Below are 16,331 nucleotides of genomic sequence, written 5' to 3'. Positions count from 1 at the left end.
TACCCGTCATACTTCAAGTTGCCGGTGCGTTGTTCAACACGCGAGCGTATTGTCCGGTAAATCGAATAATCTTGGGTATATCTGATACGGTGTGTGGCGGTGCCGCCCCGCATCTCTTATCTGTCAGGCTTTGTCCTGCCATTAGGCTATGCCCCATAGCGAGGGATAGCCTGATGTCAAGTCGCGCAACCACATTATCACCGTATCCGTTTTATTCAGGAAGGAAAAAAGAATAAAAAATCGGACTATTCCGGCCAATAGCGCCCGCCGCTCATCTGATGCAGTGGAACCTTTAAGCGAAGGTGTTGCCTGTTGTAATATTGATCTGTATATTTATACAGTGATTTGGAGGGGCGATGCGCAAGATCATTCATGTCGATATGGATTGCTTTTACGCCGCGATAGAGATGCGGGATAATCCGCGCCTGCGTGATATTCCGCTGGCGATCGGCGGCAGCGCCGATCGGCGCGGCGTGATCTGCACCGCCAACTACCCGGCCCGCCGTTATGGCGTACGCAGCGCTATGGCGACCGCCACCGCGTTGCGGCTTTGCCCTCATCTGACGCTGCTGCCCGGTCGAATGGAAGTTTACAAAGCCGCCTCCTACCAGATTCGGGAGATCTTTTCCCGTTACACCTCGCTGATTGAGCCGCTTTCGCTGGATGAAGCTTATCTCGATGTGACCGACAGCCTGCATTGCGGCGGTTCCGCCACCCTGATGGCGCAGGAAATCCGCCAGACGATTTTCGACGAACTGCACCTGACCGCTTCGGCCGGCGTCGCGCCAATCAAGTTTCTCGCCAAAGTCGCTTCCGAACAGAACAAACCCAACGGGCAGTATGTGATTTCACCGGCGCAAATGGAGGCATTCCTGCTGGCGTTGCCGCTGGAAAAAATCCCCGGCGTCGGCAAAGTGACCGCCAAACGGCTGGCGGAGTGCGGGCTGCTCATCTGCGCCGATGTTCGCCGCTATGCGCTGACTGAGCTGTTGCGGGAATTCGGTAAATTCGGTCGGGTGCTGTGGGAACGCTGCCACGGTATTGACGAGCGTCAGGTGTCGCCGGATCGTCTGCGTAAGTCGGTCGGCGTTGAGAAAACGCTGGCGCAGGATATTCACGACTGGACCGCCTGCGAAGCGTTGATTGAGCGATTGTATGACGAACTGGAACTACGCCTGCGGCGTGTTCGCCCGGACCTGCATATTGCCCGACAAGGGGTAAAGCTGAAATTCGACGATTTTCGCCAGACGACGCAGGAACATGTCTGGCCGGTGCTGAATAAACCGGATTTGCTAAGGCTGGCGCGGGAGAGTTGGGAACAGCGGCGTGAAGCGCGGGGCGTGCGGCTGGTGGGGTTGCATGTTTCGTTGATCGACCCGCAACTTGAACGGCAACTGGTATTCCAGTGGGATTGACGCCCTGCGGCGAGGGCATCGGCATTTGGCGGTGATGCCCGACGGATCGGGCATCACCGGCGCGGGTTACGCGCGTTTCGGAATGGCTTTCAGCAGTGCGGTCAGCAGTTTCCAGTACTGGCCGACGCTGGCGATGTGAACCTGTTCATCCGGCGAGTGCGGACCGGTGATGGTCGGCCCAATGGAAACCATATCCATGTCCGGATACGGTTTCTTGAACAGACCACACTCCAGCCCGGCGTGGATCACCATGATGTTAGGCGTTTTGTCGAACAGCTTCTGGTAGGTTTCACGCACCAGATGCATCACCGGCGACTGGGCATCCGGCTGCCAGCCGGGGTAACCGCCTTTGGCCTGGGTGTCGGCGCCCGCCAGTTGACCCAGTGAAGTGAGCATGCTCACTACGTAGTCTTTGCCGCTGTCGACCAGCGAACGAATCAGGCAGTGAATTTCCGCCTGCGTGTCGGTCATGCCGACCACGCCGACGTTCAGCGACGTTTCCACCACGCCTTTCACGTCGTCGCTCATGCGGATCACGCCGTTCGGCGTGCTGTTCAGCAGGGCGATGAAACGATCTCGGCTGGCGGTGGTCAGCGCTGCCGCCGTGCCGTCTGTGGCTTCCAGCAGCAGGGTGATGTTCTTTTCCACCGCCGCGAGTTCGTGCTTCAGCACGGCCAGGTAGGCTTGCGCCGCGGCTTTCAGCGCGTCCGCCTTGTCGGCTGATACCGCCAGAGTGACGGCGCCTTCACGCGGAATGGCGTTACGCAGCGTGCCGCCGTGCAGGTCGATGACCCGCAGGTCCAGTTCTGCGGCGTGCTGGGCCAGAAAGCGCGCCAGCAGTTTGTTGACGTTGCCCAGCCCCAGGTGGATGTCGCAGCCGGAGTGGCCGCCTTTCAGCCCTTTGATGACCAGTTTCAGCGTCTGATAACCGGCCGGAACCGCTTCGCGTTGCAGCGGCAGACGGGTCAGGAAATCAATACCGCCGGCGCAACCCATGTAAATTTCGCCTTCCTCTTCGGAATCGGTATTGATCAGAATGTCGCCCCGCAGCCAGTTGGGTTGCAAGCCGAATGCGCCGTCCATGCCGGCTTCTTCCGTCATGGTCAGCAGCACTTCCAGCGGCCCGTGCTCCACGCTGTCGTCAGACAGCACTGCCAGCGCCGAGGCCATGCCGATGCCGTTGTCAGCGCCCAGCGTAGTGCCGCGGGCCTTGATCCATTCGCCATCGATGTAAGGTTGGATTGGGTCTGTGGTGAAGTCGTGTACTGTGTCGTTGTTTTTTTGCGGCACCATGTCCAGATGCGCCTGAATCACCACCGGTTTGCGGTTTTCCATGCCGGGCGTCGCCGGTTTGCGCAGCAGAATATTGCCCACCTGATCGCGCTCCGTATGAAGGCCTCGCTCCTGCGCCCAGGACAGAATGTAAGCGGCCAGCGCTTCTTCATGATAGGACGGGTGCGGAATAGAACAGATTTTGGCAAAAATGTCCCACAGCGGCTGTGGGGAGAGTTGAGACAAGGCAGACACTATTTAACCTCTCCAGTTAAGCATCCACGCGACGGATGGCGTGCGATGCCGAAAAACCGTTATTGATCGCCTGAAAACGCAGGCACGCTAAGACAGAATAACACTTTCCCACGATCGGGGAGAATGTCCGCGGCATAAGGATTATGAATAGTAAGAGAGGATAAACGATGAACGAACGTAAAGGATCAGGGAGAGGGAAGACGGGGAAGAGAACGCGCGCTCTTCCCATGATTCGGCCTTAATCGTAGTCGTTGCGACGGCGTGCGCTGGAGGGCTGCTCGTCCCGGCGAATCTCGACGGGGATCAGGGCGGGCTGGCGCCGCATTAACAGACGCAAGCTGATGCTCAGCTCAAAACAAAACAGTATCATCAACGCGAGGCCGGATACGGGGATGAACACGTCCAGTTGTGCAAGGAGGAAGCTGTCGAAAATAGTCATGAGTGTTCTCCTGGCTGTGGTTATTCAACCTGTTTTTAACGTATCAGTAACATCTAGTCTAATAACTTTTTTACATTATAGCGGCTTGATTGATTACGCAGCGTTACCATTTGATTGGCGTATGGCGCACATATTGTATAAATACTGGTTTTTGTCCGATCAGCTATCTATAATCTCGCGCAACCTTATTTTCCCCTTCCGACTCTGATTAAGCCGACTTCACCGTTGGCTGGGATATGTTTTATGAGTGAAAAGTACATCGTCACCTGGGATATGTTGCAAATCCACGCCCGTAAACTGGCTCAGCGTTTGCTGCCGGCCGAACAGTGGAAAGGCATTATTGCCGTGAGCCGTGGTGGTCTGGTGCCGGGGGCCCTGCTGGCCCGCGAGCTGGGTATCCGCAATGTGGATACCGTGTGCATCTCCAGCTACGATCATGACAACCAGCGCGAGCTGAAAGTGCTGAAACGGGCTGAAGGCGATGGCGAAGGCTACATCGTGATCGATGACCTGGTGGATACCGGCGGCACCGCCAAAGCTATCCGCGACATGTATCCGAAAGCTCACTTTATCACCATCTTCGCCAAACCGGCCGGCAAACCGCTGGTAGATGACTACGAAGTGGATATCCCGCAGGATACCTGGATTGAACAGCCGTGGGACATGGGCGTGGTGTTTGTACCGCCTCTGGCCGGCCGTTAATCCCGCCACATCGCTTTTTACGCGCCCGGTTATGCCGGGCGTGTTTGTTTCTGTGACCGGGATTGGCGCGCCGTATTTGTTTTTCACCGCTGCGGTTCGGTACACTTTTCCCTCATACCATTATCTTTCTTGTTTTGATTCGTCCACGGAGGCTGCTGTGATTAAGGCCAACCTGTCCGAAACGTTGTTTAAACCGTCGGTAAAACATCAGGAAACTTCTACGCTGATCCAACGTTCGCGCAATGCGGCCGGCGTGGCTGCCATGCAGTCGGCGCTGGAGGGGGAAAACACCCGCAACTGGTATCGGATGATCAACCGGTTGTTATGGATTTGGCGCGGCGTGCATCCGTGGGAGATTGAAGAAGTATTGGCGCGGATTGCCGCCAGCGAAGCGGAACGCAGCGACGATCAATTGCTGGATACGGTCATTGGCTACCGGGGCGGCAACTGGATATACGAATGGGTATCGCAAGGCATGCGCTGGCAACAGCAGGCTGGGCAGTATCCGCAAGGCGAGCAGGCCGGGCAGTGCTGGCTGAACGCCGCTAACCTGTACAGTATCGCCGCCTATCCTCATCTCAAAGGCGACGAACTGGCGGAACAGGCTCAGGCACTGGCCAATCGCGCTTATGAAGAAGCCGCCAGTCACTTGTCTTACGAACTGAAAACCCTGACCCTGCCGGTGGAAGGCGGGGGACAGGTGACGGCGTTTCTGCATCTGCCGGCTCAGGGGCAGGCGCCGTTCCCGACCGTATTGATGTGCGGCAGTCTGGATACGCTGCAATGCGATTATCATCGCTTGTTTCAGGACTATCTGGCCCCGGCGGGGTTCGCGATGCTGACGGTGGATATGCCGTCGGTGGGATTGTCTTCGCGCTGGAAACTGGATCAGGATTCCAGCTTTCTGCATCAGCAGGTGCTGCGGGCTTTACCGGATGTGCCGTGGGTTGATCACACCCGCGTCGGCGCTTTCGGTTTCCGTTTCGGCGCCAATATCGCGGTGCGGCTGGCTTATCTGGAGGCAAACCGGTTGCGGGCGGTCGCCTGTCTGGGGCCGATCGTCCATCATCTGCTTTCGGACGCCCGGCGCCAGCAGCAGGTGCCGGACATGTTTATGGATGTGCTGGCGAGCCGCCTTGGCATGACCTATTCCTCGGACGCCGCGTTGCTGGTGGAAGTAGGGCGCTATTCCCTGAAAACGCAGGGATTGCTGGGGCGACGTTGCCCAACGCCGATGTTCTCCGGCTACTGGAAAGACGACCTGATCAGCCCTAAAGAGGAGTCGATGCTGATCGTCAATTCGTCGCTGCAGGGTAAATTACTATCGCTGAATTTTTCGCCGGTGTACCAGACGTTTCATCTGGCGCTGCAACAGATGACAGACTGGTTACGTCGCCAGTTGCGGTAGCCTTTGCATCGTGTGAAAAAATTATGCCGTGGCGTCTGGTTCGCCGCCGCGGTGTCAGCTACTGTATGGCAACTTCGTTTCAACGGACGACCAGAACTAACATGGTAGGAAAAGCGACATTATTTGCCGTGATGGTACTGGCATCCATGCTGATTTGCCCCTCGTTAAGGGCGCAGGCGCCGCATGATGACCTGACGCAGGTTTCGGATGTCGATGTGCGCCGCACGGTATCCGGTATCATCAGTTATTCCCACTGGCCGCGTCTGAACGGGCTTCCCACGCTGTGCGTGTTCTCTTCCGCGCATTTTTTGTCGGGGTTGACCATGCCGGCGGAGGCACAGGAAAAGCGGCTCTTTAACACGGTGACCGTCAAAGACACTCAGGAGCTGTTTGCTTCCGATTGTGACGCGGTGTACTTCGGTGAAGAAACGGTCTCTGAGCAGGTGGATATCGCCAGTTACGCCGTCGGCCATCCGCTGATGACCATTGCCGAGCAGTCGCCCGACTGCCATGAAGGCAGCGCGTTCTGCCTGGTGTTCGCCGGGAAGACCGTCGGGTTCTCCATCAACATGGAGGCGCTGTCCCGTACCGGGGTCAGGGTGAATCCGGACGTGTTAATGCTGGCCCGGGTCCGGAACTGAACCGATGGCGATACCTGTACCGCACGCTTATCGACAGAAAACCTTCAGGCAGGCGCTGACCCGCATCAATACGCTGGGGGTGGTGATCGCCATGGTGTTTTCATGGCTGTTGATTACCGTCGCCTCCATGTTCTGTTTCAAGCAATATGCTGAGAAAAACCTGCAGCTGCTGGGTTATACCCTGAGTCGCAACGTCGAAGCGGCGGTAGTGTTTCGCGATGTGACGGCGGCAAACGAAACCTTGAGCAGTTTGGGGCGGCAAGGACAGTTCAGCAGCGCGCTGCTGACGGATGCCAAAGGCAAGCCGCTGGCGCAGTGGAGCGCAGGAGAAGCAGCAACGCCGGATTGGCTCAGTCATCTGACGTCAAAGTGGCTGTTTCCCGGTAGCGTGATACAGCCCATCACCCACCGCGGCCAGCGGATCGGGTATCTGGAAATCAGCGGCGCGGACACGCCCGCCAGAAATTTCGTGTTCTTCTCGTTGGGTTCGCTGACCTTATGCATGTTGCTGGCGTCGCTGCTCGCCATCGTGATTTCCCGCCGCCTGCACCGCGGGTTGATCCTGTCGCTGCATCATATTGCCGAAGTGGTGCATGATATCCGCGAAAATCGCCATTTTTCCCGCCGGGTGCCGACGGTCAAACTCGCCGAGCTGGATGGTTTTGGGCGTGACCTCAACAGCTTGCTGGATGAAGTTGAATCCTGGCAGCGCCAGATGCAGCACGAGAACGATTCGCTGCTCAGACATTCACTGCACGACTCGCTGACCGGGCTGGCGAATCGCACCGCTTTTCTCAGCGCGCTTGCCGGCGTACTGCAGGATCCGCAATACCAAACCAACACCGCGCTGCTGTTTATGGATGGCTACCGTTTCAAGAAAATTAATGACACTTACGGTCATGGCGCGGGCGATCAGGTGCTGCTGGCGGTAGCCAACCGGCTGACGCACTGCGCGTGCAACCAGGATTTACCGGCCAGGTTGGCGGGCGACGAGTTCGCGTTGATTCTGGTGGGAGTACACGACATGCAGGATGCGCAGCAACGGGTGGAGGCGATCCGGCAGATTATGCTTGAGCCGGTTATTCTGCCGGACGGGCAGGAAGTCGTGATGTCGCTCAGCATCGGCGTGGCGCAGGCATTGCCGTCGATGACGCCGGAAATGCTGATCGAACTGGCTGACAAGGCGATGTATCAGGATAAACAGCGTCAGCGTCGTCATGATTTTGAACGCGTTTTACGCTACTTTGATGAAGACGCGACGGTGAATCAGTAGTGTTGCTTATCAATATGATGCACATTGGTGTGACACGGCTCGCGCCCTGAAACGTCGGATGCGAAAAAACTTGAACCCATGTTGGAAGTCCGGCAGGGTTGACCCATCTTCGATCGCTGTGAATGCTTGGAAGTCTTCTGATTTAAGGAGGGTGTCATGGCAGTGAAAAGCAGGCTTATGAAGCGCTTTGCTTCGTTGGGGCCTTATTTGCGTGAAGGTCAGTGCGAAGAAAACCGTTTTTTCTTTGATTGCCTGGCGGTTTGTGTCAATGTAAAACCTGCGCCGGAAAAGCGAGAGTTTTGGGGCTGGTGGCTTAATCTGGAGTGGCAGGAGCAAACCCTGTTCTATGCCTACCGCATCGGTCTGTTTGACAAGGCTGGCAACTGGCGCGAAGAAAACATCAAAGATACTGAGGTACATGAGAAAGTGCTGGCTACCCGTGAAGATTTCCACACCCGCCTGCAGGCGCTGGTAGAACAACTCGACCCACCTTTTTCCCTCTCCGCACGACCGTGATGCTGTCCGGCATCGCGCCGGAGCCTGGGGTTTTCGCGTTGTGCCGGTTGGCATAGCGCGTCTCTCCTGTTACAACGTTTTTTTCATCCTTAATTATTTATTGTTCAACGCAACGGCAGAAAAATTATGAGTGGCAGCCAGACCTTGGTTGTAAAACTGGGCACCAGCGTGCTGACCGGCGGTTCGCGCCGTCTCAACCGTGCCCATATTGTCGAACTGGTGCGCCAGTGCGCCCAGCAGCATGCCGCAGGGCATCGCATCGTGATTGTGACTTCCGGGGCGATTGCCGCCGGCCGCGAGCATCTGGGGTACCCGGAACTGCCACCGACCATCGCCACCAAGCAGTTGCTGGCCGCCGTAGGGCAGAGCCGGTTGATTCAACTGTGGGAACAGCTGTTTTCCATCTACGGCATTCACGTCGGTCAGATGCTGCTGACCCGTGCCGATCTGGAAGATCGCGAACGCTTCCTCAACGCCCGCGACACCATGCGCGCCTTGCTCGACAACCATATCGTACCGGTCATTAACGAGAATGATGCGGTTGCCACCGCTGAAATCAAAGTCGGCGACAACGATAACCTGTCGGCGCTGGCCGCTATGCTGGCGGATGCCGACAAACTGCTGCTGCTGACCGATCAGGCCGGGTTGTTCACCGCCGACCCGCGTTCCAATCCCGATGCGGAGCTGATTCGTGAAGTGCAGGGCGTGACCGACGAACTGCGCCAGATTGCCGGCGGCAGCGTGTCCGGCCTCGGTACGGGCGGGATGTCCACCAAACTGCAGGCGGCGGATGTCGCCTGTCGTTCCGGCATCGATGTGATCATCGCCGCCGGCAACCGGGTCGGCGTGATTGCCGATGTGATTAACGATGTATCGGTCGGTACCCGTTTCCACGCGCTGGAAACCCCGCTGGAAAGCCGTAAACGCTGGATTTTTGGCGCGCCGCCCGCCGGTGAAATCACCGTTGACGACGGCGCGCTGTCCGCCATGCTGGAGCGCGGCAGTTCGTTGCTGCCGAAAGGCATCCGCGACGTGGCGGGCAATTTCTCCCGCGGCGAGGTGATTCGCATCCGCAGCCTGAACGGGCGTGACCTGGCACATGCCGTCACCCGTTATAACAGCGATGCGCTGCGTATGATCGCCGGGCATCACTCTCAGCAGATTGCGGAGATTCTGGGTTACGAATACGGCCCGGTGGCCGTCCACCGCGACGACATGATCATTATTTAAGGAGCAGGCGATGCTTGAGCAAATGGGTAAAGCGGCCAAAAAAGCCTCTTATCAGCTGGCGGCGCTCAGCACCAGCCAGAAAAATCGGGCGCTGATGACGATAGCGGATCTGCTGGAAGCGCAGCATGACGTCATTCTGGCCGCTAACGAGCAGGATCTGGCGCAAGCCAGAGCAAACGGCATGAGCGAAGCGTTGCTGGACCGTCTGCAACTGACCCCGGCGCGCCTGAAGGCGATTGCCGATGATGTGCGTCAGGTTTGCCGTCTGAACGACCCGGTAGGCGAAATCATCGACGGTCGCATTCTGGATAACGGTTTAAAACTGGAACGACGCCGCGTGCCGCTGGGCGTGGTCGGCGTAATCTATGAAGCCCGTCCGAATGTCACGGTGGATGTCGCCAGCCTGTGCCTGAAAACCGGCAATGCGGTGATTCTGCGCGGCGGCAAAGAGACGTATCGCACCAACGCGGCTACCGTGCAGGTCATCCAGCAGGCGCTGACCGAATGCGGTTTGCCCGCTGCGGCGATTCAGGCGATTGAAAGCCCGGATCGTGAACTAGTTAACCAACTGCTGAAACTTGATCGCTACGTCGACATGCTGATCCCTCGCGGCGGCGCCGGCTTGCACAAGCTGTGCCGCGAGCAGTCCACCATTCCGGTGATCACCGGCGGCATTGGCGTGTGCCATATCTATGTCGACGAGTCGATGGAGTTCGAACCGGCGCTGAAGGTGATTGTTAACGCGAAAACCCAGCGTCCCAGCACCTGCAACACGGTGGAAACGCTGCTGGTGCACCAGGGCATTGCCGACGCTTTCCTGCCGGCGTTGAGCGAGCGGATGAAACAGGTGGGCGTCAGTTTGCATGCCTGCCCCGCATCGTTGCCGTTGCTGACTAGCGGCCCGGCGGACGTCACTGCGGTAGCTGCCGCGAATTATGACGACGAGTGGCTGTCGCTGGATCTGAACGTGAAGCTGGTCGCAGACATTGACGACGCCATCGATCACATCCGTGAGCACGGCACCCAACACTCCGACGCTATCCTGACCCGTTCTCTGAGCCGTGCCGAACAGTTCGTGCGCGAGGTCGATTCCTCGGCGGTGTACGTCAACGCCACCACCCGTTTTACCGACGGCGGTCAGTTCGGGCTGGGCGCGGAAGTGGCGGTCAGCACCCAGAAACTGCACGCGCGTGGCCCGATGGGGTTGGAAGCGCTGACCACGTACAAATGGATCGGTTACGGCGACGATTTGGTTCGCGCTTGATCCACATCAAGGCCCGGCGGCCGTGTTTTCACCCCTGTCGGGCCAGTCGTTTATAAAATCGTCAGACGGTACCTTGAAGTCTTGACTTGCCAGAACGATTTTACTAGTTTGTCACCCCGTAGTTCATCGTCATGCGTTCGCAGGATGATTCCCTCGCCGATATAGCTCAGTTGGTAGAGCAGCGCATTCGTAATGCGAAGGTCGTAGGTTCGACTCCTATTATCGGCACCATAAAATCAGTAAGTTACGATATCATCCCTCTCTGAAATCTCCTTTTCTTGCTCTCGGGTACACTCTCGGGTACACAAATTACAATGTATAGGTTATCTCCGTGGTTTTTCACAAAATTCCCACCATCTCATTTTGCGATGCTTGCTTTGTAGCATCCAACGAGTTTGGGCCTGCCAGTTTTGTTTCCTCAGGGCTCGATTGGGATGCGCTGTCACGCGACGATAACCGTTCGTTGCCCGCTCTGCCTATCTGCTGAATGAGCAGCAACAGGCGAGCCTTATCCTCTTTGCTGTCGCGCACTGCCCGATGCTGGCAGGGAAGGGATTGCTGGATTACAGCCTGTGGAATAAGCATAAGGCGTTTTACTTCAAGGCAATTCAGGCGGGCGTATCAGGAAACTACAGCCCCATGATGCAACTGGCGAGCGACATAATGTCAGATTAACAACGGGCGAGGCCGACGGCTTTCGCCTGTGTCTGATTTTTTTGAGTTGCTGCTCAATTTGTTGCACAGAAACACCCGTTTCAATAGCGGTTGATCTGGTAACGGCAGGTAGATTTGTGCTTTAGTAATCTGGTTATGTGCTGTTTTTTGTCATGCTGAAAGCCCCATTCTTTCAATCCTGATTTAAGTTTGAATAGGAACAGCCCGCAAAGCCAGATACAGCTTTAAGTAGCCTATATTGATTAGGTCATCTTATTGGCATAGATTGATGTGTCACGCTGTATTCTTGTTGACGTAAAGTGATGGAAGATTCTTTTTGATTTTTTTGAAATAAATTTAAACATAACGGCTTGTCCTGATAGAATTTTTGGTAATGACAATATGTTGGCGGTGATAAATGAAAGAAAATTCTGATTTCCTTGATGCTATTAATTCTTTGCTTTATTCCTGCGATGCTGAACGGCTTGATATTTCTGATGATTTCTATCGCGTTGATGATTTCTCTAAGAAATCCCATGTAAAAATCGAAGAGATAATAGATGTATGGTTGAGTGGTAAAATAAAAATATATGTTTATCTTCGTTCTGTGTATTGCAGGATTAACCGTTATCCTAATAAAGAAGAGAATCGCTATGATACAAGTGAGATTGCTTTTGGTAGAGATTTTTATCAAGATGAGAGGAGTCCTCAGGATGCAATAAGAAAATTTATACCTTGTAAATACTCTGAAATTAGAGAGTATATGGATTTTAGCGGGAGTAGCAGTTTCAAATACGTTTACAATGGATATGCTAGTGGTTTTTGGCGGTTACAGCCGACTGGTACCACCCATTTTGCAAGGGATAATTACAACCTTAAAAATGCTAATGATGAATGGGTTTCAATCCCCGGTGAAGTTGATGTTTTTGGTAGAGATAAAAGGGATTATCTTCTGTTTAACACCGATGTTTATATTCCATTTGAACAGTTATATATTTCTAGTTCTGAGTTTAAAATAATAAAAGAATTTTTTTCTTACAATGAAAGTAATGAAATGGAAAGGTATGACCCACCTTATAACCGAATCGCAATGGTTCTTCTTATAAATAAAATTTTCAGTGTTAATGGTCATGTGACTTACTCAAATGTTAGTACAGCTCTTTCAAGTAATGGAATCAATGTTGGGCAAACAACCATAAAAAAAGTCCTTGAAGAAACATTTGAGAAAAGAGATAAGCCTTACAAAATACAGCCCCAGCATTCCAGGATAGCCGCTTGCTTAATCACGCTTCATTGCAAAAGTAAAAATATTCCTAAAACACCATCTAATGTAGCTCGAATATTGAACGATCTTGTCAAGTCATCACCAAGAGAATGGTGTATCGTTTTTACCCCCGAAATTGCTGCTAACATTATGAAAGTAAAGTGATAAATAGCTCTTGCTAAAGGCTTATTAAGCCTTTAGCAAGAGCTCCTCAGCTTTTCTCCACACTCGCACTGATTCATGCTGCACTTGTCGAAACAAAGGAGGCAGTATGAGTACAACATTTATTTCCCCAACCCCAGAACAACGTTTGCAAGTCCTGCGTAATTACGGTGAGAAAGGTGATCGTCTCGTGCGTGAACGGGAGCGACAACGTATTACGTCCATTTCCCGCTCTACCGCGTGGAAACTGGAGCAGGTAGGTAAGTTTCCGTTGCGCAAATCGCTTGGCGCTAAATCCTGTGGATGGCTCTTAAGTGATCTGCTTTGTTGGATCAATGAGCGCTAGCATCAGGCTTTTTTTTACATTTATTTTTTTCCTGAAATACCCATGTTCATCCTGCTATTTCCGCTATTAATAGCGGAATGGCAAGATGAGGGAGATCGTTTTCAACATTAACTGAACAAGAGGTGTCTATGCTGTGTAGTCGTCCTTTTCCCGTGCATGTGTTTCCGCCGATCATCAAAAACGCGGTTTATGAAGTGGAGCAGCATACGCAGGCTCCCCAGGCTTTGATTGTTACAGCGATACTGGGGGTTATTTCTCTTGCCTGCCAGAACCGGATTGATGTATGCCGACAAAGTAATTTGCGCGGACCGGTATCGCTTTTTTTATTGACGCTGGCGGAATCTGGTGAGCGAAAAAGTACGGTGGACAAACTACTGATGAAACCATTATATCAACTGGAAGAAGAATGGTTTGAAAAATATACCCAAGACCTGATTATCTGGCGGAATGAGGATACGGCTTTTAATATTGCAAAGAAAGCACTGATTTCAAAAATTAAATCAGAAATTCTCCGCAACAAAGATCATTCTACAACGGATGAACGACTGAAAGCACTCCTTGCGGAGACCCCGAAAATACCGGTCAGGTTCAAGCAGATTTTCAACGATGCCACACCTGCGGCAATAAAAGACTATCTCTGCGGACGTTGGAGATCTATTGGTCTTATGTCTGATGAAGCTGGTATTATCTTTAATGGCTACGCGCTGAATGAACTGCCTTTCATCAATAAAATGTGGGATGGCGGAATGTTTTCCGTGGAAAGGAAAAAAGAGCCTGAGAAATTAATTAGAGACGCCAGAATGACGCAGTCGCTGATGGTTCAGCCTGATGCTTTTAAGGGCTATATCGAGCGGAAAGGCGATATGGCAAAAGCGATAGGTTACTTCGCACGGTGTCTGGTGTGCCAGCCTGGCTCAACACAAGGCTACAGACAAATTACCAGCCCTGTTGTCTCAAGTGAGCATCTGCCGATATTTCATCAGCGACTGATAGATATCGTTAATGAGAGCATAGCTAAAAACGATGAAAATGAGCGTCAATGCCTGCACTTCTCTCCTGAAGCAGAAAAACGCTGGATCGAATTTTATAACAAAGTCGAGTCGGAAATGGGCCTGATTGGTTTCCTGTCTGATTTTAAGGATTATGCGTCCAAGATAGCAGAGAACATGGCAAGGATTGCTGCACTGCTGCATTATTTCAACGGTGATGAAGGCGACATATCCCTTAATGCGGTGGAATCAGCCGTAGCGATAAGCGCCTGGTATGTGGATGAGTATGTAAGGATTTTTTCTAAGCCAGAGCCCCTGCTGCTGGTCAGTTCCGAAGCGGATGAACTTTACGCGTGGATAAAAGATTATTGCTACAAGTGTTTCGTTCCATATATCAGGAAGACAACCATCCTGCAATATGGTCCGAACCGGTTCAGGAACCGGAGTAAAGTGAATGAACTACTCAGTACGCTTTACTCGCAAAAGAAAATACTGACAGAGAAAAGAGGGAAAACCATTTTTATACAACCTGTCGTTAATTTTATGTAACGGATAAACCTAATTTCAAACGATAATCATCGTTTTATTAAAGAGACATCGTTGCAACTAATTGCAGAGTAATTTTTGAACAGTAATCGTAGGCTGTGGCTATTCTTTTTCTGAAATAGAGTGTCGGATAGTTATTATATTATCATTAGCAATATCTGTATATCCATCACGTTAATAAGACATAGCCAGTAATGCTATGACTGTTATCCATCGAGGAATAATTTATTATGAATCTATACGATAGCGAGTATGGAAGTCATGTTAAATCATACAAAGAAAGAATTATCGACGTTATTAATAAGGCTGTTAAAGAACACAACCGTACACTGGCAGTACGGGTGGATCTTCATGACCCGGCTATTCTGGATAATGGTGATACCATTTCCTGTATCGCTAATACTGATTCAGGTGCTATATCAAGATTTACTAATTCACTAAAAGCAAAATTAATAGCAAATGAGCAGCGCAAGTACAGAGAAGGTAAACGGGTGCATCCTAACACGCTGAGGTATGCATGGGTAAGGGAATTTACCCAGAATGGTAAACGTCATTATCATGTATTTCTGTTCCTGAACAAAGATGCCTATTACCACCTGGGAGATTTCAATCTGGATGAAGATACGCTAAGAACCATGATTACCTCGGCATGGTGTAGCGCATTAAACCTGACTCCCGAAGAGGGACAGCACCTGGTGCAATACCCCCTTAATGGTAAATATACCCTGAACCGTGACGATATTCTCAATGGCATTTACACCAGCGACTTACTGAACCGGATTGATTATCTCACCAAGGTGAAAAGTAAGGTTTTTGGTGAGGGCGATCGTAACTTTGGCTGTAGCCTAAGCTAATTTATTTTTACAGTATTGGCCTTTCTCGCATAAGAAAGGCCAACGCTAAAGTAGGTAGCGATTTAGTCGACTAATTAATCTGTTTAGGTCTGCCACTCAGAAGAAAAAATAACATCCAGAATTTTGGTCGAGCTCAATAAAGTCTCAAGAGCTGATTTTTTGATATTATTAAAAATAAATTTGTTATCAACTAGGGTGTGTCCCGTAACTATTTTTTGTACAATCAGGGACATGATTTCACCACAAAAAGTCCTTTAATTTGGCTCGTTACGATTTTCCCGATGACGCCTGGGCGTTGATTTCTCCCATGCTGCCACCTGAAAGAGGCTCTTCCCGAGGCGGGCGTCCTTATTTTGCGCACAGACATGTCATGAATGGCATATTTTGGGTGCTTTGCTCTGGTGCACCCTGGCGGGACTTACCTGAGCGTTATGGTCAATGGAAAACCATTTACAACCGCTTCAATCGGTGGTCTAAAGCCGGAATAATGAACAGCATTTTCAATAAATTACTCCAGATTCTGGATGAAAAAGCGCTGATTGACTGGGATGTTATCGCGCTGGATGGCAGTAACGTTCGCGCCCTGAAAGCGGCCTCGGGTGCGAAAAAAAACATCCCGATGAATGCGAGGACCATGGGCTGGGTTGCTCTCGCGGCGGCTTTGGCACCAAAATCCATCTGGCAACAGATGGCACAGGATTACCGCTGAGTTTTTGCCTGAGCGGTGGACAGGCCCACGAAAGCCGATACGCGGAAAGGTTGCTCAACCGGGTCTGGATTATCCGAAAAAGCGGGCACCTGAAATCACGTCCGAAAGCGGTGCTGGCGGATAAGGGTTATTCAGGTAAAAACCTTCGCATTCATTTGAAAATGAAAGGAATAAAAGCAGTTATTCCGTTTAAATCGAATGAGAAGGCCAGTCAGGACGGACGTCGCCCCCTCGACACGCGCCTGTACAAAAAACGCAATGTCGTGGAGCGTTGCTTTGCGATACTTAAAGAAAATCGCCGTATTGTCACCCGCTCGGAGAAAACAGCCAGAAACTACCTGAGTATGCTAAAACTGGGAGCGATCAGGTTATTTTTAAAGCGGTTAAGTTAA

General features: G+C 52.2%; 15 protein-coding genes, 1 tRNA gene and 1 pseudogene. 15 read left to right on the top strand and 2 right to left on the bottom strand.

The window, feature by feature from the left end; translation table 11 throughout:
• The first annotated feature begins 356 nt into the window (after nt 1-356).
• Complete coding sequence (gene dinB / locus CPA59_RS17685; RefSeq protein WP_049854396.1) at nt 357-1,415, top strand: DNA polymerase IV; 1,059 nt, start codon at nt 357-359, stop codon at nt 1,413-1,415.
• 66 nt (nt 1,416-1,481) lie between these two features.
• Here dinB and pepD read toward each other — a convergent pair whose 3' ends face one another.
• Together pepD and CPA59_RS17675 are read right to left on the bottom strand one after the other, a co-directional pair.
• Nucleotides 1,482-2,942, bottom strand: coding sequence for a beta-Ala-His dipeptidase (pepD, locus tag CPA59_RS17680; RefSeq protein WP_049854397.1), 1,461 nt, complete (start codon nt 2,940-2,942; stop codon nt 1,482-1,484).
• Between the two features lie 238 nt (nt 2,943-3,180).
• The gene (locus CPA59_RS17675; protein WP_038920004.1) at nt 3,181-3,381 is read right to left on the bottom strand and encodes a hypothetical protein; all 201 of its coding nucleotides are present in this window, start codon (nt 3,379-3,381) and stop codon (nt 3,181-3,183) included.
• A 243-nt stretch (nt 3,382-3,624) separates the two neighbouring features.
• Between CPA59_RS17675 and gpt the strand changes: the two genes are divergently transcribed.
• The 14 genes and pseudogenes from gpt to CPA59_RS17600 all read left to right on the top strand — a co-directional run bounded on the left by gpt (nt 3,625) and on the right by CPA59_RS17600 (nt 16,331).
• Nucleotides 3,625-4,083: a xanthine phosphoribosyltransferase gene (gpt, locus tag CPA59_RS17670; RefSeq protein ID WP_038920003.1), complete on the top strand. Its 459-nt coding sequence runs from the start codon at nt 3,625-3,627 to the stop codon at nt 4,081-4,083.
• 157 nt (nt 4,084-4,240) lie between these two features.
• The gene (gene frsA, locus CPA59_RS17665) at nt 4,241-5,491 is read left to right on the top strand and encodes an esterase FrsA (RefSeq protein ID WP_038920002.1); all 1,251 of its coding nucleotides are present in this window, start codon (nt 4,241-4,243) and stop codon (nt 5,489-5,491) included.
• A gap of 101 nt (nt 5,492-5,592) precedes the next feature.
• Nucleotides 5,593-6,132 carry a YfiR family protein gene (locus CPA59_RS17660; protein ID WP_049854398.1) on the top strand — a complete coding sequence of 180 codons (540 nt, stop codon included), beginning with the start codon at nt 5,593-5,595 and terminating at the stop codon, nt 6,130-6,132.
• Nucleotides 6,133-6,136: 4 nt separating this feature from the next.
• Nucleotides 6,137-7,405 (top strand): diguanylate cyclase domain-containing protein, encoded by a 1,269-nt coding sequence (locus CPA59_RS17655; RefSeq protein WP_049854399.1) that lies wholly within the window; start codon nt 6,137-6,139, stop codon nt 7,403-7,405.
• A 156-nt stretch (nt 7,406-7,561) separates the two neighbouring features.
• Nucleotides 7,562-7,921, top strand: a complete 360-nt coding sequence (gene crl, locus CPA59_RS17650) for a sigma factor-binding protein Crl (RefSeq protein WP_038666354.1) — start codon at nt 7,562-7,564, stop codon at nt 7,919-7,921.
• 126 nt (nt 7,922-8,047) lie between these two features.
• Complete coding sequence (proB, locus tag CPA59_RS17645) at nt 8,048-9,151, top strand: glutamate 5-kinase (RefSeq protein ID WP_038919997.1); 1,104 nt, start codon at nt 8,048-8,050, stop codon at nt 9,149-9,151.
• Between the two features lie 10 nt (nt 9,152-9,161).
• Nucleotides 9,162-10,415 (top strand): glutamate-5-semialdehyde dehydrogenase, encoded by a 1,254-nt coding sequence (proA, locus tag CPA59_RS17640; protein WP_107760234.1) that lies wholly within the window; start codon nt 9,162-9,164, stop codon nt 10,413-10,415.
• 155 nt (nt 10,416-10,570) lie between these two features.
• Nucleotides 10,571-10,646, top strand: a tRNA-Thr gene (locus CPA59_RS17635).
• Between the two features lie 306 nt (nt 10,647-10,952).
• Nucleotides 10,953-11,090 (top strand): annotated as a pseudogene (locus CPA59_RS23350) (cell filamentation protein Fic); the annotation flags it as partial.
• A 397-nt stretch (nt 11,091-11,487) separates the two neighbouring features.
• On the top strand, nt 11,488-12,498 hold the full coding sequence (locus CPA59_RS17620; protein WP_102802223.1) for a hypothetical protein: 1,011 nt from the start codon (nt 11,488-11,490) through the stop codon (nt 12,496-12,498).
• A 106-nt stretch (nt 12,499-12,604) separates the two neighbouring features.
• On the top strand, nt 12,605-12,841 hold the full coding sequence (locus tag CPA59_RS17615; protein ID WP_012768679.1) for an AlpA family transcriptional regulator: 237 nt from the start codon (nt 12,605-12,607) through the stop codon (nt 12,839-12,841).
• A gap of 128 nt (nt 12,842-12,969) precedes the next feature.
• Nucleotides 12,970-14,379: a YfjI family protein gene (locus CPA59_RS17610; RefSeq protein ID WP_102802222.1), complete on the top strand. Its 1,410-nt coding sequence runs from the start codon at nt 12,970-12,972 to the stop codon at nt 14,377-14,379.
• A 227-nt stretch (nt 14,380-14,606) separates the two neighbouring features.
• The gene (locus CPA59_RS17605; RefSeq protein ID WP_102802221.1) at nt 14,607-15,230 is read left to right on the top strand and encodes an inovirus Gp2 family protein; all 624 of its coding nucleotides are present in this window, start codon (nt 14,607-14,609) and stop codon (nt 15,228-15,230) included.
• 259 nt (nt 15,231-15,489) lie between these two features.
• A protein-coding gene (locus CPA59_RS17600; RefSeq protein WP_102802220.1) for an IS5 family transposase occupies nt 15,490-16,331 on the top strand; the annotation gives its coding sequence in 2 pieces (ribosomal slippage) (nt 15,490-15,835 and nt 15,835-16,331; 843 coding nt in all).

Origin of the sequence: Dickeya sp. Secpp 1600, assembly GCF_003049805.1 — a bacterium.
GTDB classification, from domain to species: Bacteria; Pseudomonadota; Gammaproteobacteria; order Enterobacterales; family Enterobacteriaceae; genus Dickeya; species Dickeya fangzhongdai.
This window is presented reverse-complemented; position numbering and strand designations above follow the sequence as displayed.